Raw genomic sequence first — 20,835 nt, 5'->3', positions numbered from 1 at the left:
AGATTGGCGGGGTTTCCGCGCTGCCGTTCGGGTGCGGGCCGACACCCACACCTGAACGGTAGCGCGGAGGGGGCATGCTTAGCGCGCCGACGTGCTGAGCTCTTCCTCGGCATGTGGTGTTGCGGGGCGCGACCTGGCCGATTCCGGGGCCCTCTCCGTGCGCATGAACAACAGCGAGATGATGCACAGGCCCAGCACCACGATGCAGATGACCCACACCGCTTGGTAGGAGGCGATCGACGCGCCGCCGCCCGGCCCGATCGCTGACGCCAGGATGACGCCGAAGACCGCGCCGCCGACGGCGCCGCCCAGGGTCTTGAGCGAGTTGTAGATGCCGGCTGCGATTCCCGTCTGGTCCGCCGGGGACAGCTCGGCCACCAGCGACGGGAGGGCGCCCAGCAGCAGGCCGAATCCCAGGCCGGTGAGGCACTGGTAGGCCAGCACCATCGCAAAGACATCGTGGAAGAGCACCAGCAGCAGATTCGCGGTCGCCCCCATCGACACGCCCAGCAGCAGCACCCCCCGCATGCCGATTCCGCGGGCGACGTAGGCGAAGACGCCGGCTGCGATGCAGCTCATCAACGTGATTCCGGCGCTCAGGAGGGAGATCATGCCCGGCGCCAGGGCGAAGCCGAAGCCCACCACCTCCGGCTTTGCGGCCAGGAAGGTCGTGCCGATGGTCTGGGTTCCGAGCATCACCGTGCCGAAGAGGAAGGCCGTGAGGTACGGCGGCCACATCAGGCGCGAGCAGACCAGCTTGAGGTCGATGGCCGGGCAGGCGGTCCTGGATTCCCAGAACACCCAGGCCACGGTGATGGCCACGCAGAGCAGCAGGAGCAGGATCACCTGCGGGGAGGAAATCCCGTACGTCTTGATCCCGCTCAGGCCCAGCAGCAGCGTCACCATCGAGGCGCCGAGTCCCAGGAAGCCCACGTAGTCAACTGTCGAGGCGGACCTGACCGTCGATTCGGGGACCAGGAAGAAGACCACCAGCACGCAGAGCGCGGTGACGGCGGCCGGCACCAGCAGCACCATGGTGAAGTTCCAGTTCAGCCCGGCGATGACACCGGAGGCCAGCATGCCGACGATCACGCCGATGGTCAGGAAGGAAATCAGCAGGCCGACCGACTTGCGGGCGCCCTCCCCGGAGATGCGGTCGTGGACCATGGCGATTTCCAGCGGCAGCCACACCGAGAGCGGACCTGTGAGGATGCGCCCGATGAGCACCAACGCGTAGTTCTGCGAGAACGCCACGAAACAGACGCCGACCAGCACCGCGAGCACGGCGACCCTGAGCATCTTCCGGTGGCCGAAGATGTCGCCGAGCTTGGCCAGCACCGGGATGCAGACGGCCGAGGAAAGCGTCCACAGCGTCACGAACCAGGTGATGTCGGCATCGGTGATCTCCAGCCGCTTGGTCAGCGAACCGTACAGGGGGATGTAGAAGCCCTGGACGAATCCGCTGGTGAATTCCACGAAAATCAGGAATCCGACGATGGCGCTCATTTTCAGCGGGATTCCGGGGGCCACCCGTACGCTGGGGGCTGAAGTGCGAGGCATAGGTTTCTCCCTGGGGCTTTCCCACGTTGCTCGGGCACTGTGGGGGCGGATCGGGCCGCGGGACTCCCGAGGGGGTCGGCACCGGCCATGACGCCATGGTTGTCATTGGGTGGAAATTGCGTGTTCACATATGTCGCCGGCGCAAGGCACCCGCACGGGAAATCTCCCGCCCGCGGGCCGAGCGCCACCACACCGCCTCGGCGAGCACGCTTGGCGCGTGTTTCACCGGAAAACCGAGGTTTTGCATTTTGAGAACTGTACTCTCGTTTCACGTTTCCGCGTGGTGCAAGTCACTATGCCAGACCCGTCCATGTCCATCAAAGTACCAGTTTGCAGGCATTTTTCAGGGTCCAGGCGGGCGCGCCGTTCGCGTCACGCGGAGTCCCCGTTAACACCGCCGTCATGTGGGTGTGAAAAAATCGAGACTCGGGAAAGGGGCTAAAACGTGGAATTTTTGCTGTTGTTGGTTGGCCTGCTGTTCGGAACGGTGCTCGTCGCGGGTCTTGGCGAGCGAATACGGCTGCCCTACCCGATCTTGATGCTCGTGTTTTCCGCCGGGGCGGCGTTCCTGCCCTTCATTCCGGAAGTCCACATCAACCCCGAGCTCATCCTTCCGCTCTTCCTGCCGCCGCTGCTCTACGCGGCCGCCCAGCGAAGCTCCTGGTCGATCTTCCGCCTGCGCTGGCGTTCGCTGGTGCTGCTGGCGGTCCTGCTGGTGGTTGTGACAACCGTGGTGGCCGCCGGCGCGGCCTGGTTCATCGCCCCGGCGCTGAGCCTGCCGATGGCCATCGCGCTGGGCGCGATCGTTGCCCCGCCGGACCCGGTGGCCGTCGAGGCCATCGCCAGCAAGGTCAAGATGCGGCGCAGGCTCATCACCGTGCTGCAGACCGAGGGCCTGTTCAACGACGCGATGGCGATCGTGATCTTCCAGGCCGCGGTCTCCGCGGCCCTCAGCGGCGGCGAGGTCGGCTGGGAAGTCGTTCCGAAGTTCCTGATCGGAGCCGCGGGGGCCGTGGTGCTGGGCCTGGCCATGGCCTGGGTCGTCGGCACGCTCAACCGCTTCGTGCCCAACCTCGTGGCCCGTTCGGCCGCCACGCTCGTGGCACCCTACGCCGTCTACCTCCTGGCCGAAGAGGTCCACTTCTCGGGCGTCGTCGCGGTGGTTGTCACCGCCCTGGAACTGGGGCGCCGCGCTCGGCCACAGGACTCCGAGGAACGCCTGACCCGCACCGCTTTCTGGGAGGTCGTGGAGCTGCTGACCACCGGCGTCGCCTTCGGGTTGGTGGGCATCGAGATGCGTTACATCATCCAGGACGAGGGCCGGAACCTGTTCACGTTCATCCCCGGCATCGCGGCGATCTGCATCGCCGTCATCCTGGTGCGGTTCCTCTGGATGATGGCGATGTTCAAGATGGGCGGGACCGAACGCAAGAACCACACGCCGGGCTCGCTCAAGGAGGTCCTGGTCCTCACCTGGTGCGGCATGCGGGGGCTGGCGACGCTGGCCCTGGCGCTCGCGCTCCCGACCACGATGGCCAACGGCGAGCCGCTGGAAGGGCGCAACTTCGTGGTCGCCACGGCCGCCGCCGTGTTGGTCGCCACCCTGGTGGTCCCGGGACTGACGCTGCCGGCCCTGATGCGTGCGCTCAAGCTGCCCAACGACCACGCCGCGGAGGAACGCACCCAGCGCTCGCTGGCCCGCCGGGCGGAAAAGGTCGCGTTGGAAACCATGAAACGCTCCCAGGCCGCGGCCGCGCTGCCGCAGAAGCGCCGCGACGCGCTGGCCCGCCGCATGTCCTCGCTGCACACCATCCTGGAGGCCGACTTCGAGGAGGACCCGGAAAAGATGCTGCGCCTGAAGCAGGTGCTCACCATCATGGATGACGTGCAGCGCGAGGCGCTGGACGCGGCCCGCGAGGAAATGCTGAAGGCCCGCAACGAGCCGGGCAACGACCCCGAACTGGTGGACCGCGTGTTGCGCCGGCTGGACCTGCGCACCGTCACGCTGGACCACTGACGGAAAGCGGCGGATTGCTGGAGGAACCCGCCACGCGGCGGGTTCCCCACCCGCAATCGGCCGCGGGTGGCGGTCGCGGCATCCGGCCGCCTTTGCAAACATTGAACCAGGCCGCACTGTCGCGGTGACCCGACCACTGGAGGTCCGCCATGCCCAGCTACACCGCCCCGCCGTTCGATCCCGAACTAGACGCCGCCCTCGGCCTTGTCGCCAGGGCAGTCCCTTCCACCATCACTCCCGAGATGATCCCCCTCATGCGGCAGATGCCAGCCGACCCGACGCTCGATGACCAGGTCGCCGCCGTCGGGGCCGTGCATGAGGAACGCACCATCCCCGGCCACGACGGCGCCGAGATCGTCGTCTCGATCTACCGCCGTCCCGGCCAGGAAACCGCGGGCCCCGGGATTTACCACATCCACGGCGGCGGCATGGTGATCGGCAACCGCTTCTCCGGCGTGCAAGCCTTCCTCCCCTACGTCGCCAGCCACGGCGCCGTGATCGTGAGCGTCGAGTACCGGCTCGCCCCCGAGTTCCCCGACCCGGTGCCGGTCGAGGACTGCTACGCGGGCCTCGTCTGGACGGCCGAAAACGCCGCGGAGCTCGGCATCGACCCGGCCAGGATCGTCGTCGGCGGCGCATCCGCCGGCGGCGGCCTGTCTGCGGGCGTCACACTGCTGGCCCGCGACCGGCAGGGGCCTGCCCTGCGCGCCTCGCTGCTCATTTACCCGATGCTCGACGACCGCAACGACACCGTCTCCTCCCACCAGTTCCAGGGCATCGGCGTCTGGGACCGCACCAGCAACTTCACCGGGTGGAACGCACTCCTCGGCGACCGCCGGGGCACCGGCGACGTGTCGATCTACGCCGCCCCGGCGCGCGCCGAGGACCTCTCCGGCCTTCCCCCGACCTTCATCGACGTGGGCAGCGCGGAGGTGTTCCGCGACGAGTGCGTCGCCTACGCCTCGAACATCTGGGCCGTCGGCGGCAACGCCGAGCTGCATGTCTGGCCCGGCGGCTTCCATGGGTTCGACGGCTTCGCCCCGCAGGCCCAGGTCTCGCTCGCCATGGTCGACACCCGCAACCGCTGGCTCACCCGCATGCTCGAGGCCTGACACTCGCCCCGAACTCTTTTTGACGGCTGCCATATGCTCAACTGGATTTGACGGTCAGCAATTCGTCCCAGTGCGCGGTGGAACGCTGGGACATCATCTCCCGCTTCTTCGCCCACCGCGGCCCGGTTTTAAAACCCGCCAGGCCAAGGCCCGCCGCGCCGGCCCCATGGCATTGCCTGATCCGCTGGATCTGGACCGATTTCCTTTGCATCGTGCCGCTTCAAGAACGGATCGATCGTGGGCGGCGTCCTCACGGGACGTAGGCCGGTCACCACAATCCCGACCCTGGCGTACTTCATCCAATCCACGATCCGCGGCAGCAGCTCCATGGCCGCACGGGAGAGCAGCAAGGGGATCGGAAGTCGGACCCGACAGCGCATCGGTGACGGCGGGGCCATGGGGCCGGTTGGCATTGAAATGGCCCGTCATCGCCCGGGCCGTCAGCACTCGTGCCTGCCGGTTGGGCTGGTGCAACCGGGCCGAAGCCTGCTGGGCGCACCGCAACCATGCCGTCATATCGTGAGGGGTCAAGTTCACGGGACTTCCGACCAATCGCCGATAACGGCACATCTGACAACCCTCTACTCGGCACAGCCTGCAGAATTTTACGGTTAGCATCCGGAAGCGCTTCGATCAATCTCTCAACAACGAAACCTGGTTCGAGCAAGGTAACGTGATTCGACCTTGAATGCTCGTCATACGTTCGCCACTCACGATTCAGACAAGCCAAGTGCTGGAGAATGGTTGGTGAAACCCGTCAGTACGAACTACCACTGGCGCTTCCTGCAGGTGACAGGCTGAGGGGTGACAACGAACTTTGGTTTGCAGGGTGGCAGGAGCCTCCGCCTGACACACGTGCGTTTCGACTACGAGGCGTAGCCCGTCGACGGGTACTGGCAGGGCCTCCCGCCCGCGTGACGGAAAGCCTATGGTTGGAAACATGGGAGATGACGTGCGTGCAGACATTCGTGAGTTCCTGGGTTCCCGGCGTGCCAGGGTCACCCCGGAACTGGCGGGCCTGCCCGCGTACGGCGGCAACCGCCGCGTCCCCGGGCTGCGGCGCGAGGAAGTCGCAATGCTTGCCGGCGTCTCCGTCGACTACTACGTGCGCCTGGAACGCGGCAACCTGGCTGGCGCCTCGGAAAGCGTCCTGGATGCAATCGCCCGGACCCTTCGGCTCGACGAGGCCGAGCGCGAATACCTCTTCGAGCTGGCCCGCGCTGCAGGCCCGGCACGCAAGAAGCGCAGCCCCACATTGGTTGTGCGCCCCGAGGTGCAGCAGGTGCTCGACGCCATGACGGACGCCCCTGCCTGGGTGCGCAACGGCCGGCACGACATCCTGGCCGCCAACCGAATGGGCAGGGCCCTCTACCTTCCGGTGTTCGAGGACCCTCGCCGTCCCGTGAACACCACCCGGTTCACCTACCTCAACCCCGCGGCTCGCACGTTTTGGCGCGACTACGACCAGGTCGCCAACGACGCGGCGGCGATGCTGCGCCTCGAGGCAGGCCGCAACCCGCACGATCCGCAGTTGATCCGACTGGTCGGCGAGCTGTCGACGCAGAGCGAGCTCTTCAGGGAACGCTGGGCATCACGGGACGTCGTCTTCCACCGCAGCGGGCTCAAGCGGCTGCACCACCCCGTCGTCGGCGACCTCGACCTGAACTACCAGTCGATGGAACTGCCCAGCGAACCCGGTCTGGTCATGAACGTGTACACGGCGCCTGAGGGCTCTCCCACGGCCGACGCCCTGCGGATGCTGGCATCCTGGGCCGCCACCCATGACAATCCGGCCCTCGCCGACCCGTCGTTGGCCGGCCGCGGCCACAAACAGTAAGAAGTATCCGGCAAGAAAAGGTGCCCGGTGCCGATCCTGATGGATCGGCACCGGGCACTCGCGTGTGTACTGCGCGATGGGGTCAGCGTCCTGCGGGGTACTCGTCGTCGGTGAGCTTTTCGCCCCACACGGTTTCGGGTTCGTCGCCGTCTTCCGGCGCTTCCCACAGGGCCAGATGGCACATGAAGTTGTCTGCCGTGGCGCCGTGCCAGTGCCACTCCCCCGGCGGGGTGTAGACCGTGTCGCCGGGGTGCAGCTCGATCAGTTCCTCGCCCCGCGACTGCACGTAGCCCAGGCCCTCAGTGACGTGCAGCGTCTGGCCGACCGCATGCTTGTGCCACGCGGTGTGGGCGCCGGGGGTGAACCGCACTAGGTTGAGTCTGGTCAGGGAGGGCCGCTGGCCGGAGTAGTAGGCGTTGAAGTAGACGTCCCCGGTAAACCACTCACCGGGCCCCTTGACGGTGGGGGTCTTGGGTTGTTTCTGCGTGCTCATGGCTGTTCTCCAATGCTTGTTTTTTGCTTGCTTGTGTTTTGTCGGCTTGGGTTTCGTTTTCCCGCGCGTTCGGCGGGCAGGATGAGGGCCAGACAGGCCACCAGGCACAGCCCCAGCAAGACGCTTCCGACGGTCAGCGCCGCGGAAACCTGGCCGGAAAGCAGCGCTTCCGGTGTCTCGGCGGCGTCCACGGTGGTCGACGCGAGCACCAGAATGCCCAGCCCGAGCGACATCCCGACCTGGTGGAACGCGTTGACCAGGCCTGAGGCCGCGCCCGCGTCCCCTGCCGCGATGCCGGAAAGACCCGCGGAGGTCAGCGGCGCAAAGACCAAGCCCTGGCCGGCGCCGATGCAGATCATGGGCAGCGCCACCCCCAGCAGGTAGTCGGCGTCCGGCGCCACCCGGCTCAGCCAGGCCATGCCGGCCAGGGTCAGCACCACGCCGCCGATCAGCGGCACGGCCAGTCCCACGCGCCGGGTGATGCGCGGGATCAGCAGGGCCACGGCGAAGTTCACCACGGTCATGGGCAGGAACCCGGCTCCGGCCTGCAGCGGGGTGAAGCCCAGCACCTCCTGGAGGTACTGAGTGGTGAAGAAGAAGAACCCGATCATCGCGCCCATGTAGAGCATGCGTCCCAGGTAGCCGCCGGTGCGGGCCCGGCTGGCGAACAGGTGCAGGGGCATGATCGGCTGCGCGGTGCGCGATTCGTTGAGGACCAGCACCGCGATCAGCAGGACCCCGGCGGCCAGGGAGCCCAGGGTGGCCGGCGAGCGCCAGCCCGCCTGCGCCGCGTGGATGAACGCGAACACCAGGGCGCCCAGGCCCAGGGTGGCGCACAGCGCACCGATGAGGTCGAACCGGCCGCGGGCCCGCACGGACTCCGGCAGGTAGCGCGGAGCCAGCAGGATCATCGCCAGGCCGATCGGCACGTTGATGAAAAACCCGGCGCGCCAGGAGATCCACTGCGTGAACGCCCCGCCCACCAGCAGGCCCAGGCTTGCGCCGATCCCCGCCGTGGCCCCGTACAGCGCGATCGCGCGCGAGCGCTCGCGTCCGGCCGGGAAGCTGGCGGTGATCAGCGACAGGGAGGACGGCGCCACGATCGCGGCGCCGACCCCCTGCAGGGCGCGGGCGGCGATCATCCACCATCCCTCCTGCGCCAGACCGACCAGCAGGGAGGCGACGGAGAAGACGATGAGCCCGGCCACGAAGACCCGACGCCGGCCCAGCAGGTCTCCGGCACGCGCGCCGAGCAGCAGCAGTCCCCCGAACACCAGCGTGTAGGCGTCCTGCACCCAGGACAGCTGGACCGCGCCCAGCCCCAGGTCCGCCTTGATGCTCGGGAGCGCCGTGAAGATCACCGAGTTGTCCAGCAGGACCATGAAGTAGCTGAGCAGGATGATGGCCAGGATCGCTGTCGTGCGCGGCGGTGTGCTTGCTTCCGTCTCGAGGTCCTGCCGCTTTGTGTCCATCAGAAGGTCACGAGCACTTTCAGGGCCTCGCGATTGTTCATGGCCCGGTAGCCGGTAGGCACGCCGTCGATTCCCACGGATCGGTCAAAGACCCTGCCGGGGTTGATCTCGCCGTTGAGCACCTGTTGGATCGCGGGCTCCATGTACGCGCGCACCGGTGCGGGCCCGCCGGTCAGCGTGGCGTTCTTGCCGAACAGCGATCCGAACCCGACCGGGGCTTCCTCGTACTGCGGCACCCCCACGCGGGAGATCACGCCACCGGGCCGCACCACGCCATATGCCTGCTCGTAGGCGGGCATGTGCCCCACGGCCTCGAGCACCACGTGGCTGCCCTCGCCGCCGGTCAGCTCCATGACCTTGGCGATGCCCTCCTCCCCGCGCTCGGCGACCACGTCGGTGGCCCCGAACTCGATGCCCAGGTCCGTGCGGCTGGCGTGGCGGCCCATCAGGATGATGCGCTCGGCGCCGAGCTGCCGCGCGGCGAGGACGGCGGAGAGGCCCACGGCCCCGTCGCCGATCACCGTGACAGTCTTTCCCGCCGACACCCGGCCCATGTGGGCCGCGTGGTAGCCGGTCAGGTACACGTCGGAGAGCGTGAGCAGCGACGGAAGCAGCTCGCTGGACTCGTCGATCCCCGGCACCACCACCAGGCTGCCGTCGGCCTGCGGGATGCGGGCGAGTTCGGCCTGCAGTCCCCCGACCTCGGGGTTGCCGTAAAAGCCGCCGTGCAGGCAGGAAGTCTGGAAGCCCTCGCGGCAGAACACGCACGTGTTGTCCTGGAACGCGAAGGGGGCGATCACGAAGTCGCCCTTCTTCAGCGTCGAGACGGCGGATCCCGTTTCCTCGACGACGCCGATCATCTCGTGGCCCATCGGGCGCCCGGCCCCGGACTGCGGCATGGAATGGTACGGGTGGAGGTCCGATCCGCACACGCAGGAACGGACCGCGCGCACGATCGCGTCGGTCGGGTGCTTGATGACCGGGTCGGGCACGTTCTCGATGCGTACATCGCCCGCGCCGTACATGTAGGTGGCTTTCATGGAGGGGTCCTCGGATTCTGGGATCGGTCGGCCGCGGGCGGTTTTCCCCCGCGGCATTTCCCATTACATCCGTTTCCGTTCAAAGGAGGCAGTGCCTATCGGGACAGGTATTCGGAGAACCCCCTAGGTCCGGTGCGCTAGCCAGACCCCGGGAAACCGGTTAAGAATAAGCAAGCTGGTGAAGCTTGATCTCCCGCATCTCCCTCCGGGTCCTCGTGCCCGGACGATCCGATCGTTCAGGGACCATTTGCCAACGCCGCAAGCGGTTCGGGGCCGGAGTCCATGCGTTCAAGAACCTCGCAAAATTAGTGATGAGGTATGAGAAACGGGTTTTCCGACCACTCAAAGGACACCCAAAACCACCCCCGCAGGAACTGCGGATGTCCCCCCTGTCGCACCGCTCAGCGGCGATTTCAATCCTGCGGTTTTCCACGACGATTACCAGGATCCACTATGAGTGTCGATTGAAGACAAGGTCCGGCCAGATCCAGCGCCCCGTTTGATGGGTTTTCGGCTATGAGACTTTCAAGGATTGATGCTCGTCGGCCGTTTGGGCGGGCTCGTTCCATTGCGGGCTTTTGGCTTTGTCGATCTGCTCCATGGACAGCCCGTGTTCCAAAGCGGTCTGCACGATTGTGTCCAGTACCTCGGTTCGTTCCCGGAGGAGTACCCGCGCAGAGGCCACGTCTTCAGCTGCTGCTCGGATCAGGTCCAGCTGGTTCATCGTTCTTTTCCTTCAATGGTTGGATGTTCGGGACGTACGACATTGCATCTTCTGTAAGGTCGATGCCGTCGTCGGGAATGCAGTTGGCTTCGCCCCCACCGTGGTTCGATTTGCAGATCTTGGTAAGTGGCGGATGTCGCCTTCGATGCGTCCTGCCGTCTCGGAAACATCTATACGTTGACCGTGGCATAGTGCCACGGCGACCCCGAGGGTCTCTTGGAACAGTCGTCGCTCTGCCCCTCACGCTGACCGACCTAGCTCGATGTACGGCTCTCAACGCCCAGGCTTGGATGCGTTGACCAAGGGTTCCCAAATCACTAGAGACTCATTACTTGCCGGCGGTATCTTGCCCGCACACGAACCGGCTCCAGGGACTATGCCCGATCCGATTCATCCACGTTCACCGGGTTCAACTTCGGGCGTGCTCGGTGGCATCCTGGACTCGTTGAGGTACGTGCATCCACTATGAATTTCGCAGGGATATGATCAGTTCCCTCTTCCGATGCTTCGAGGACCCGGTGAGTCCAAACTCCTTGGCCCGCACCTTGATCTCGGGAACGGTCCAGTCCACGTAGCCTCTGGCTTCGCCACCTCGAATGGTCACAGCCCGGCGGCCACCACGGACCACCGCGTTGGCAATACGGTCCGACTTCTGCGTCGAGTTCCTCTCCTCCCGCAGCGTCTCGTAGAGCTCTTCGTCCTTGATCTGCGGATTGTCTTGCTCTGCCATCCGTGGTCCGGTGCCCTCCAACATTTGGGTTCTCCAATCAACCGGGTGGTGTAGCAAAGATGGCCCTGCACCAGCCATTCCAACCGCCTTTTGGACGAGACGAACGTATTCTCAGGTGAACGGCCTGCGTCCGATGGACCATTTGCCGTGGCATCAGTACTGTGCAGCACCGCCATCCCGAGTATCTCTTTCGTCCTGGATGTTTCGGGGTGCTTCCGGTCGCTCGGGGTCGATGGTGCTGTTTTGCCGTGAATCGGCAGCATCTGAGGGATGACGCTCACTGATATCGGTCTCCGGATCAAGCGACTCAGCCTTATTGGCTTGTTCCTGAGCCCGCGTTCGGGCGGCCTGTGCCTCTTCAGCTTGGTTGCGCGCCTCCTCACGGAGGCGCTCCGCGTCAACCTCGGCCTGCTGCGCTTCGGCTGTCGAACGCGCAGCGTTGGCTTCACGTTCTCGGGCGTTGAGTTCATCGGCGGCCGCCGACTGGCGGAGCTTCTCTGCTCGCTCGCGGTCCTTCGCATGCTTCCAGCGCCGGCCAAAGAAAAGTGCCAGGCCGAGAACCAGCAAAATGGCAACGATTACTACGACGGTCAAGGTTGTCTGGCCTGAATCCATGATCTTAGCCCTCTTTTGAATGGGAATAGCCGGGATGGGGAATCAGTAACGCGCGAAGCCAGAACGGCAACTACGCCTGCGGTTCGCACGCGGCCTTACACTTCAATTGGATGCCTCCGTGCAAGAACCACGGGCCCCTGACAATTACGTCGGTTGCCGAACAGTTCCCTACTTTCGCGCAATGATTCCTAATTCTTAGCCGCCACCGGGGCGACCAGCTCGGGTTGCTGCTAATTCGTTGCCAGTCGCGGCAACGGCTTGTTTTCCTTCATTGCAAAGAATGAAGGTTCCTCCTCGACACGAGAAGTTTCGGCGGGTGGGGCCACGACCTGCTACGGCGCAAACCCTGGCTCCAACCAGATTCTTGATTCCAGCCGCGGCGTCGGTGACCACACCTGCAGAAATCTTCTGGCTATGCGCTCCGGTGGCCCGACATCGATCGCATGATGAACATGACCGCGGAGATGATGAGGCACACAATGCCCACCCAGAGCAAGAACTGGAGGGACTGGACGAAGCCGCCAGTGAACAGCAGAATGACGGCCACAACAGCAATAATGATGGGCAGCATGACGAACACCTTTCTGGTGAATGCGTGAATTGTCGTCACCCACATGGTAGCTCCGTTGGCAGTAGGCATCCGTAGCAATTTCCCATTTTTGCAGGAATCACGTTCCTTGGGCTCGGACCCAATAGCGATTTTCCCAACTAGAATCCGGCACAAGAAGCGCAGGGCAGTCGGCCTCCTCCGTGGGCTATTGAATACCTTGTTTTCGTGTCACATCATGAGTAAGCGCAATACGAGCACCACCCGAAACGTCTTTCTTTCTCATAGGAATCCTCCGAGAACATGCCCATCAACGCTCCACATTTCACCACGACTAGACACGGCCCAAGCCCGCTATCGCCACCTCGAAACGACTACCCAAACTCCTTCGCCCAAATGCACGGAACCTATCCAACCTGCGATCTGTGCGCAACAGACGACTATCTGGTTTATGAGCGCGTCCGTGCGATCAGGAAGCCCACCGATGGCGGGCCGAGCTTGTGGGATGTCGACTGTTGGTGCGGCAAGTGCGAAACGTTCTACGGTTTCCGGACAACCCACCCACCAAGGTATCCCCACTGAGTCCTCGAGAGAACGAGCCCCCTCGGCGGCACAAGGCCGATCTATCACCCATAGACTCCCAATCCCACGCGTTCACCGCACGACCATCGTTCGCGATCGCCTGATGCTCCAAGGATCCATCGGCACGATTCCCATGCTCGAGGGAACCGGAGCCAAGCCGCTTCCAAAGAATCCGAACTCGCCAAGCGAAAGCAGGTACACGCCATGCGTACCTTTGGCATGGAGGAAGAGTTTTTCATCATCAGTCCGCTCACCGGGTTGCCCTGCGCACCGCCGGCCTCGGCACGGGCCGAGCTGCTGGCACTCACGGCGGGTGGCACCACCACCGTCGGCGAATTCCTCGCCTGCCAGGTGGAGAGCAACAGCCCGGTCTTCACAGACCGCACCGAGGCCCTCGCCACGGTGCGAAACTACCGGAAGGCCTTATCGCAAACGACGATCGATCTGGGCCTCCGGGTGGTTGCGCTGGGCACTCCCCCGCGCATCCCCGACGCCCCGGCCGTCGTGAGTTCAACCGACAGGTACCGTGCCATCACGTCTCTGTGCGAGGGAATCGCCACCGATCATTACCTCTCCGGCCTACACGTGCACGCGGGCATCGAAGACCAAGAATCCGGCGTCATCGCACTGAACGAGCTGCGCCGCTGGCTCCCGGTATTGACCGCCTGCGGGTCCAACTCGCCCTACTGGCGCGGAAGCGACTCCGGCTTCGCCTCCTGGAGAAACATCCACTACCGTCGCTGGGCCATCCAGGGCATCCCGCCCCACTTCATTGACCTGCCGGACTACCAACGGCGGATGCAGTTCATGCTCGACTCCGACGTCGTGCTGGATTCCGGGCACATCAGTTGGGGCGCGCGGCTCTCAACGAACTACCCCACCGTGGAGGTCCGGATAGCCGATGCCCAGATGAGTGCCTCAAACGCCGTCCTGCTCGCCCTGATCGTTAGGTCGCTGGTTGACACCAGCCTCAACGGAGCACCCCCGGCCGTCCCCCCGTTGTCGGATTCCTTAGACCTCGCCCAGTGGCAGGCGGCCAAGTTCGGGCTGCACGGCAACCACTTCGATCCCCTGGACGGGCGGAAAACCTCGGCGTTTAACATGCTGCGCAGTCTGATGGACTACATCCAGCACGCTTTGAAGCAGAACGGGGACTCCGACTACGTCTCCGAGGGCCTGACCCGGCTCATCCGCCAAGGAACTGGAGCCGACATCCAACGGAACCGCTTCCATTTGGGAGGATTCAACGCCGTGCTGGACGAAGCCGCGGCCGTCATCGCAAACTAGAAATCCACGCAGCTGATTTCGAGTCCTCCGGCCGCGCCAGCACCAACCGATTTGGGTATGGACAGCCTGCGAGACGAACTCAATCATGCCGTTTCCGGCGTCAATAACATTTGGTTCCTGCTCTTCAGCCGGCGGGCTGACTGCGGTGTAACGCCATTGTTCGAGTGCCGCGCCAACTCTCGCACGTGCGCCGAACAAAGAAACATTCGTCCTGATTTACGGAATTTTGTATCAAACTTCTCCGCATTTGGGAGAGTATTGGGACTATGCCGAAAATTCGAGTTTCCGAAGCAGCACGCTTTCTGGGGGTCAGCGACGACACCATACGCCGGTGGACGGAGAACGGGACCCTGGAACCACACAAGGACAGCTCCGGCCGGCTTGCCGTCGACGGGTTGGAACTGGCGCACCTTGCACGCAAGCAAGCCCAGCACCCGGACGACCCGGCGCAGGTGGTCTCCTCGGCCCGCAACCGCTTCGTCGGCCTGGTCACGGGCATCACCGCCGACACGGTCATGGCCCAGGTCGAGCTTCAGTGCGGCCCGTTCCGGGTCGTTTCGCTGATGAGCAGCGAAGCCGTCCGGGAGCTGGGTCTTGAACTCGGCTCCATCGCCACGGCCGTCGTCAAGGCAACCACCGTCATCATTGAAACCCCGCAGGGAAAGAGCATCGTATGAGAAACCTTCGCAAGAACATCGCGACCGCCGTCGCCGCAGGAGCCTTGATCGCCGGACTCGCAGGATGCTCGCCGGACACCACCGGAAGCCCGTCCCCGAGCGCTTCGGGATCAAGCGCATCGACCGGCCTGTCCGGATCGATCACCGTGTTCGCGGCGGCCTCGCTGAAGTCCACATTTACCGAGTTGGCAACCGACTTCGAAGCCAAGCACCCCGGCACCAAGGTCACGCTGAGCTTCGCCGGGTCCTCGGACCTGGTCACCCAAATCACCCAGGGCGCCCCGGCCGACGTCTTTGCCTCGGCCGACACGAAGAACATGACCAAGCTCGCCGACGCGAAACTGGTCGGCGGCACGCCGGTGGATTTCGCGACCAACGTCCTTGAAATCGCCGTTCCTCCATCCAACCCCGCCTCGATCGCTTCCTTCGCCGACCTGGCCAAGCCGGGCGTCAAGGTCGTCATTTGCGCCCCGCAGGTTCCCTGCGGCGCAGCGACAAAAACCGTCGAGGAAGCCTCGGGCACGGCGTTGAAGCCGGTCAGCGAGGAAGCCTCCGTCACCGACGTGCTGGGGAAGGTGACTTCCGGCGAGGCCGATGCCGGCCTGGTGTACGTCACCGACGTCAAGGGCGCCGGTGACAAGGTCAAGGGCATCGCCTTCCCGGAATCCGCAAAGGCCGTGAACACCTACCCGATCGCCACCGTCGAGACCAGCAAGAACAAGGAACTCGCCGCGGCCTTCATCGACACGGTGACGGGCAGCGAAGGAAAGAAGGTCCTGACCGATGCCGGATTCGGCACTCCGTAAGGGCCTTGTCCACCGACGTGGCGGCACCGGATACACCGCGGTGCCGCCATGGGTCTATGCCATCGCGACTGCGGGGGCCGTGTTTGTCATGCTCCCGCTCGTCGCGATGGTGGCCAAGGTCAACTGGTCCCAGTTCATCCCGCTGATCACCTCGGAGTCGTCGCTGACGGCGCTCGGGCTGAGCCTGCGCACCTCGGCGGCCAGCACCGCCCTGTGCATCGTCCTCGGCGTTCCGCTGGCGCTGGTGCTTGCCCGCGGGAACTTCCCGGGCCAGCGGCTGCTGCGCGCCTTCATCCTGCTGCCCCTGGTCCTGCCACCCGTGGTCGGAGGCATCGCGCTGCTCTACACCTTCGGCCGCCAGGGCCTGCTCGGCAAAAGCCTTGAACTGGCCGGAATCCAGATCGCCTTCTCCACCACGGCCGTCGTCATGGCCCAGACCTTCGTCGCGCTGCCCTTTCTTGTCGTGAGCCTCGAGGGCGCCCTGCGCACCGCGGGCAGCCAGTACGAGGCCGTCGCCGCGACCCTGGGCGCCCGCCCCACTACGGTCCTGCGCCGGGTGACGCTCCCGCTGGTCCTCCCCGGGCTAGCCTCCGGCGCCGTGCTCTCCTTCGCCCGCAGCCTGGGCGAGTTCGGGGCGACGCTGACCTTCGCGGGCAGCCTGCAGGGAGTCACCCGGACCCTGCCGCTGGAAATCTACCTCCAGCGCGAGTCCGATGCCGACGCCGCCGTGGCGCTGTCCCTGGTCCTGGTTGCGGTCGCGGCCGCGGTCGTCGGCCTTGCCTACCGCAGCCCGCGCAAGAACGTGGCATTCATGCAGGCGGCACCATGACCTTCCGGTTCGAAGCCACGCTCGAGGCCCGAAATTTCGATGTCTCGCTGGCACTCGGCCCCGGGGAGACCCTCGCGGTCCTGGGTCCCAACGGCGCTGGCAAATCCACGCTCCTGTCCATCATCGCCGGCCTGCTCCGCCCGGATTCCGGAAGGGCAGCCATCGGGGACCGAACCCTGTTCGACCTCGCCGCGCCAAAGCCGCACTGGGAACCCCCGCATTCCCGGGGAACCGCGCTCCTGGCACAGGAACCCCTCCTGTTCCCCCACCTCAGCGTCCTCGAAAACGTGGCATTCGGCCCGCGCAGCAAGGGCGAAACGCCAACTGAATCACGGAAAACGGCTTCCGGCTGGCTGGCCGCGACCAACACCGATTCCCTCGCAAAGCGGCGCCCCGGCGAGCTCTCCGGCGGCCAGGCCCAGCGGGTTGCCGTTGCCCGGGCCCTCGCCGCCGGGCCCGACCTGTTGCTCCTGGACGAGCCGATGGCGGCCCTGGACATCCACGCCGCCCCGCAGATGCGGCGGCTGCTCAAACGCGTGCTGGAAAACCGCAACGCCATCATCATCACCCACGACATCCTGGACGCCCTGATGCTCGCCGACCACGTGGTCGTCATGGAGAACGGCCACGTCACCGAGGCGGGCCCCACCCGGGAGGTCCTCAACCGGCCCCGCAGCCGGTTTGCCGCAGGGCTCGCCGGGCTGAACGTCATCCCGGGAACGGTCACCGCCGAGGGGCTCAGCACTCCCTACGGAGAGGTCTCGGGCACCAGCGAGGGACCGCTTGTCCACGGCGAATCGGCGACTGCCGCCTTCCCGCCGTCGGCGGTCTCCGTGTTCCTGTCTCCCCCGCACGGCAGCCCGCGAAACACCTTCGAGGCGACCATCACCGACCTCGAACCACACGGCCACCACATCCGTGTCCGGGCCGGCGACCTGTCTGCCGACATCACGCCGGCGGCCATGGCCGACCTCGCGCTCGAACCCGGAACCCGGGCATACTTCGTGGTCAAGGCCACCGCCGTCACCATCTACGCGGCCTGAACTGGGAGCCCTTCGAACGGGCACAGTGTGCCATTGATAAACCCCGGACGAGACGCCATGATCGAGAGATGGTCACGCTCGATTCCTGACCGGTCGCTGCGGTCGGCGGTTCCCGACGCAGCCTCAACAGGATCGAAAAGTGCTGGGCAATCCGGAGGAGAAGCAATGAGTGCGGCATCCAACAGTGAACGGATCGAAGGCGAACCCATGTCGCTCTGGGTTGCCACCGGCGGCTCCACCGAATACCCCGGCCTGCGCGGGGACGTGGAGGTGGACATCGCGGTGATCGGCGGCGGCATCGCCGGGCTGACCGCCGCACTGGCGCTGAAGCGGGCCGGCCAGACCGTGGCGGTGCTCGAGACCGCCCGGGTGGGAACCGGGGTCACCGGCCACACCACCGGCAAGGTCACCTCCCTGCAGCGCCTCGCCTACACGGAACTGCGCGACCACCACGGCACCGACACCGCCCGCGCCTACGGTCAGGCCAACGAGGCCGCGCTGCGCCATGTCGCGGACGTGGTGGCCACCGAAGGCATCGACTGCGACTTTCGCCGCGTCGCGAACTACACCTACGCCGAATCCGACGAAGCCCTTGCACGCGTGCGCGCCGAGGCCGACCTTGCCGCGGAACTCGGCCTTCCCGCCACGTTCACCACCGAGGTGCCGCTGCCGTTCCAGGTCAAGGGCGCCGTCCGCTTCGACGACCAGGCGCAGCTGCATGCGGTGAAGTACCTCCAGGGCCTCGCCCGGGCTGTCGACGGGGATGGCAGCTTCGTCTTTGAGAGGGCACACGCGCGGGGTATCCGGGAAGGCTCCCCCTGCATTGTCGACCTCGAGGACGGCAGCGTCCGGGCCCGCGATGTCATTGTCGCCACGAATGTCCCCTTCGGCGACCATGGCCTGTTCGACTGCCGGTCCCGTCCGCACCGTTCCTATCTGGTCGCGGGCCTCGTGGACACCCCTCCGCTGGATGCCACGTTCATCAGTGTCGACGAACCGATGCGCTCCATCCTGACGGTCGCCATTGACGGCAAGAGTTACGTGCTCGCCGGCGGCGAAGGCCACCCCGCCTCCGAGGCCGGCGACACCGCCGAGCGGTACCGCAGGCTGGCCGCCTTCGCCCGCGACCGACTCGGCGTTGAAGGGGTCGCCTACCGGTGGTCGACGCAGGACGGCATCCCTGTCGACGGCCTGCCCTACGTCGGGCGCATGTCCCCCGAGGCCAAGCACGTCTACGTGATCACGGGGCTGCGCAAATGGGGGCTGACCAACGGAACCGCCGCGGCCCTGATCCTTGCGGACACCCTCTCCGGCCGGGAAAACCCGTGGGCCGCGGTGTTCGACAGCAACCGCACAACCCCGGCAGCCAACGCGAATCAGCCGGTTGAGGAGAGTACCGAGGCCGTCTCGGCAACCCCCGAGCGCGTGGATTTGGCCCCCGGCGACGGTGCCGTCATCGGGGTCGACGGCGATAGCACCGCCGTTTACAAGGACGAGGAAGGAAACGTCCACGCCGTCTCGGCAGTTTGCACGCACCTTGGCTGCATCGTGGATTTCAACCCCGCCGACGTCACGTGGGACTGCCCCTGCCATGGCTCCCGCTTCGCCATCGACGGCAGTGTCATCCAGGGCCCGGCCGTCATCGCCCTCCCGCCCAGGCCGGTACCTTGAGCTGGCGTTGCTGACCGGTCCGTGCTCGTAGACCAAGCCCGTGATTAGGCAGGGCCGGAACCGTATCCGTCGATCGGGCGAGTTCGGCTTTCCTTGGGAGACACGTCCTAGTTTTTCCCGCCGTCCAGCGGCGAATACACGCGCAGCTTCCCGCGCTGCACGCTGAACTCCGCCGTCCTGACACCCGTCCGCGGTTCACCGTCCACGGCCAGGACAAGTGGTTCGCCAACCGCCTCGATGCGGAGCCGGGACGCCTCGCTCAGGTGCGTGACCTTGGTGGAGGCAATGGTGCCCGTGAGTACGGCCCACAGCAGTCGGAGCCGGGCGAAGGGATCATCGGCGGTGACGATGCGGATGTCCAGCACCCCGTCGTCGAGTACCGGCCGCGCGAGGGGAGCCATATCCCGCGGGTAGTAACGACCCCGGCCCAGATACAGAATCCACAGCTTGTGCCGCACTCCGTCGATTGTCAGGGTTGTGGGCGAATCCAGGGCGAAGGTGCGCAGGCCCGCCACCAGTCCGGCCAAAGGTTTCCCCAACGCCGGCTGGAGCCGTTCGCGGCGCCGGACCAGGTTGGGATAGACCCCGATGCTTGCCGTGTTGAGCATGGTGAGTTCGAGTGTTTCGCCGGCACCCACGATGCCGCGCCCCACCGAGATGAGCCCAAGATCCGAGGAGACAGCTGACCCCGCCGAGGTCGCCGCCGCGGCATCCGCGAGGGTGGCCACACCGGCGTCGCGGGCGAAGTGGTTCAGCGTGCCACCAGGCAGGACCAACAGTGGCAGGGACTGTCCGACGGCGGCCGCGGCGGCGGTCCCCACGGTGCCGTCGCCTCCCCATACCCCCAGGGCCCTGGTTCCGGGCCGGACGGCGGCCTCCTGGATCTCGGCGGCGATGTCGCCGCCCTCCGCGATTTCGAAAATATGCGCCTTGGGGAAGGTTTCCCGAAGCAGCTCAACGGTCTCCGGCAAGTAGGAGCCGCCCAGTGCGTTGACTGCGATGCTCAGCCCCTCGCCGCCGTTGATGGCGGGCGCTTCGGCCGCCGTGCGGCAGGTGGGCGGGGCCGCCTGCCGCTCCGGCCACCAATGTCGCGTCAGCAATGCCGCTCCGACGCCGATAGCGGAGCCGAACAACACGTCCGAGGGCCAATGGGCCCCCGTATGGACCCTGGAATAGGCCACTCCCGCAGCGACCGGGACAAGTGCGACGCCAAGGGCCGGCGACACCATCCCGACACCCAGGGTGAAGGCCGCCGCAGAGGCCGAATGCCCCGAAGGCAAGGAGGAGCTGGTGGGCTGCGGATGCACAAAGCGGAAGATCGGAAGATCCCCGGGCACTGGCCGCGCCCGAGGGAGCAGGGTCTTGAAGACCAGGTTGGTGACGGCCGAGGCGGCTCCGAGCGCCAGAAGCCCGTGCACGGCGGCCCGGCGTGGATCGCCGCGAACCATGGCGAATCCGCCGGCGATGGCGAACCAGAGCTTGCCTTTGGTGGCCGCCGCGGAGAGGGCGCTGAAGAACGCATCCTGCGGACCGGACGGCTGCCGCGAGACGGCACGGACAAGGAAACGGTCGAATGTTGCCACCCGGCCCGGCCCCTTACGCAGCATGCCTTGCATTCACCCACCGTAGGGCAATTGTCCTGTTTGCGTCTGCACTGAGGTCGATGTTTCCTTCGACATCATCGCGCCGTCGGTCGTTGCGAGGAATTGGCGGCACGCGTCCGCGTCCATCCTGAAACGGACGCACTGTGGGCATTGACCCACCTGGCGGTGGCGACAGAACCCGCCGAGCTC

At 65.8% G+C, this 20,835-nt stretch carries 19 protein-coding genes; 10 read left to right on the top strand and 9 right to left on the bottom strand.

Annotated features, from left to right (window positions below; translation table 11 throughout):
• Window positions 1-78: 78 nt before the first annotated feature.
• Window positions 79-1,560 carry an MFS transporter gene (locus tag ACFY5D_RS13265; protein WP_387530407.1) on the bottom strand — a complete coding sequence of 494 codons (1,482 nt, stop codon included), beginning with the start codon at window positions 1,558-1,560 and terminating at the stop codon, window positions 79-81.
• Between the two features lie 445 nt (window positions 1,561-2,005).
• On the opposite strand from ACFY5D_RS13265, the gene ACFY5D_RS13260 reads away from it, so the two are divergent.
• Window positions 2,006-3,577: a cation:proton antiporter gene (locus ACFY5D_RS13260; protein WP_387530404.1), complete on the top strand. Its 1,572-nt coding sequence runs from the start codon at window positions 2,006-2,008 to the stop codon at window positions 3,575-3,577.
• Between the two features lie 149 nt (window positions 3,578-3,726).
• Window positions 3,727-4,689 carry an alpha/beta hydrolase gene (locus tag ACFY5D_RS13255; RefSeq protein WP_387530402.1) on the top strand — a complete coding sequence of 321 codons (963 nt, stop codon included), beginning with the start codon at window positions 3,727-3,729 and terminating at the stop codon, window positions 4,687-4,689.
• Window positions 4,690-4,726: 37 nt separating this feature from the next.
• On the opposite strand, the gene ACFY5D_RS13250 is transcribed toward ACFY5D_RS13255, so the two are convergent.
• On the bottom strand, window positions 4,727-4,900 hold the full coding sequence (locus ACFY5D_RS13250) for a DUF4113 domain-containing protein (RefSeq protein ID WP_387530399.1): 174 nt from the start codon (window positions 4,898-4,900) through the stop codon (window positions 4,727-4,729).
• A 729-nt stretch (window positions 4,901-5,629) separates the two neighbouring features.
• Between ACFY5D_RS13250 and ACFY5D_RS13245 the strand changes: the two genes are divergently transcribed.
• Window positions 5,630-6,526 carry a helix-turn-helix transcriptional regulator gene (locus ACFY5D_RS13245; protein ID WP_387530396.1) on the top strand — a complete coding sequence of 299 codons (897 nt, stop codon included), beginning with the start codon at window positions 5,630-5,632 and terminating at the stop codon, window positions 6,524-6,526.
• A gap of 82 nt (window positions 6,527-6,608) precedes the next feature.
• Here the strand turns inward: ACFY5D_RS13245 and ACFY5D_RS13240 are convergent, their stop codons facing one another.
• The 5 genes from ACFY5D_RS13240 to ACFY5D_RS13220 form a co-directional block, all read right to left on the bottom strand.
• Window positions 6,609-7,019, bottom strand: a complete 411-nt coding sequence (locus tag ACFY5D_RS13240; protein WP_387530393.1) for a cupin domain-containing protein — start codon at window positions 7,017-7,019, stop codon at window positions 6,609-6,611.
• Complete coding sequence (locus ACFY5D_RS13235) at window positions 7,016-8,491, bottom strand: MFS transporter (RefSeq protein ID WP_387530390.1); 1,476 nt, start codon at window positions 8,489-8,491, stop codon at window positions 7,016-7,018. The genes ACFY5D_RS13240 and ACFY5D_RS13235 overlap by 4 nt, the downstream gene beginning before the upstream one ends.
• Window positions 8,491-9,531, bottom strand: a complete 1,041-nt coding sequence (locus tag ACFY5D_RS13230; protein WP_387530388.1) for a zinc-binding dehydrogenase — start codon at window positions 9,529-9,531, stop codon at window positions 8,491-8,493. Before ACFY5D_RS13230 ends, ACFY5D_RS13235 begins: the two co-directional genes overlap by 1 nt.
• A 514-nt stretch (window positions 9,532-10,045) precedes the next feature.
• Window positions 10,046-10,255 (bottom strand): hypothetical protein, encoded by a 210-nt coding sequence (locus ACFY5D_RS13225; protein WP_387530385.1) that lies wholly within the window; start codon window positions 10,253-10,255, stop codon window positions 10,046-10,048.
• Window positions 10,256-10,718: 463 nt separating this feature from the next.
• Window positions 10,719-11,009, bottom strand: coding sequence for a Rho termination factor (locus ACFY5D_RS13220; RefSeq protein WP_387530382.1), 291 nt, complete (start codon window positions 11,007-11,009; stop codon window positions 10,719-10,721).
• A gap of 246 nt (window positions 11,010-11,255) precedes the next feature.
• Between ACFY5D_RS13220 and ACFY5D_RS13215 the strand changes: the two genes are divergently transcribed.
• A complete protein-coding gene (locus tag ACFY5D_RS13215; protein WP_387530379.1) occupies window positions 11,256-11,594 on the top strand; it encodes a hypothetical protein in 339 nt (112 codons plus the stop codon).
• Window positions 11,595-12,012: 418 nt separating this feature from the next.
• Here the strand turns inward: ACFY5D_RS13215 and ACFY5D_RS13210 are convergent, their stop codons facing one another.
• The gene (locus tag ACFY5D_RS13210) at window positions 12,013-12,171 is read right to left on the bottom strand and encodes a hypothetical protein (protein WP_387530376.1); all 159 of its coding nucleotides are present in this window, start codon (window positions 12,169-12,171) and stop codon (window positions 12,013-12,015) included.
• Between the two features lie 762 nt (window positions 12,172-12,933).
• Here ACFY5D_RS13210 and ACFY5D_RS13205 point away from each other — a divergent pair.
• The 6 genes from ACFY5D_RS13205 (at window position 12,934) to ACFY5D_RS13180 (ending at window position 19,042) form a co-directional block, all read left to right on the top strand.
• Window positions 12,934-14,016 carry a YbdK family carboxylate-amine ligase gene (locus tag ACFY5D_RS13205; RefSeq protein ID WP_387530374.1) on the top strand — a complete coding sequence of 361 codons (1,083 nt, stop codon included), beginning with the start codon at window positions 12,934-12,936 and terminating at the stop codon, window positions 14,014-14,016.
• Between the two features lie 266 nt (window positions 14,017-14,282).
• Window positions 14,283-14,693, top strand: a complete 411-nt coding sequence (locus tag ACFY5D_RS13200; RefSeq protein WP_387530371.1) for a molybdopterin-binding protein — start codon at window positions 14,283-14,285, stop codon at window positions 14,691-14,693.
• A complete protein-coding gene (modA, locus tag ACFY5D_RS13195) occupies window positions 14,690-15,499 on the top strand; it encodes a molybdate ABC transporter substrate-binding protein (RefSeq protein WP_387530368.1) in 810 nt (269 codons plus the stop codon). Before ACFY5D_RS13200 ends, modA begins: the two co-directional genes overlap by 4 nt.
• Window positions 15,477-16,328, top strand: a complete 852-nt coding sequence (locus ACFY5D_RS13190; protein WP_387530365.1) for an ABC transporter permease — start codon at window positions 15,477-15,479, stop codon at window positions 16,326-16,328. The genes modA and ACFY5D_RS13190 overlap by 23 nt, the downstream gene beginning before the upstream one ends.
• Window positions 16,325-17,371, top strand: a complete 1,047-nt coding sequence (locus ACFY5D_RS13185; protein ID WP_387530362.1) for a sulfate/molybdate ABC transporter ATP-binding protein — start codon at window positions 16,325-16,327, stop codon at window positions 17,369-17,371. Before ACFY5D_RS13190 ends, ACFY5D_RS13185 begins: the two co-directional genes overlap by 4 nt.
• 165 nt (window positions 17,372-17,536) lie before the next feature.
• On the top strand, window positions 17,537-19,042 hold the full coding sequence (locus ACFY5D_RS13180) for an FAD-dependent oxidoreductase (RefSeq protein ID WP_387530359.1): 1,506 nt from the start codon (window positions 17,537-17,539) through the stop codon (window positions 19,040-19,042).
• A gap of 107 nt (window positions 19,043-19,149) precedes the next feature.
• On the opposite strand, the gene ACFY5D_RS13175 is transcribed toward ACFY5D_RS13180, so the two are convergent.
• Window positions 19,150-20,658: a bifunctional phosphatase PAP2/diacylglycerol kinase family protein gene (locus tag ACFY5D_RS13175; RefSeq protein WP_387530356.1), complete on the bottom strand. Its 1,509-nt coding sequence runs from the start codon at window positions 20,656-20,658 to the stop codon at window positions 19,150-19,152.
• Window positions 20,659-20,835 lie beyond the last annotated feature (177 nt).

This window comes from Paeniglutamicibacter sp. NPDC012692, assembly GCF_042901625.1.
GTDB lineage: Bacteria > Actinomycetota > Actinomycetes > Actinomycetales > Micrococcaceae > Paeniglutamicibacter.
This window is presented reverse-complemented; position numbering and strand designations above follow the sequence as displayed.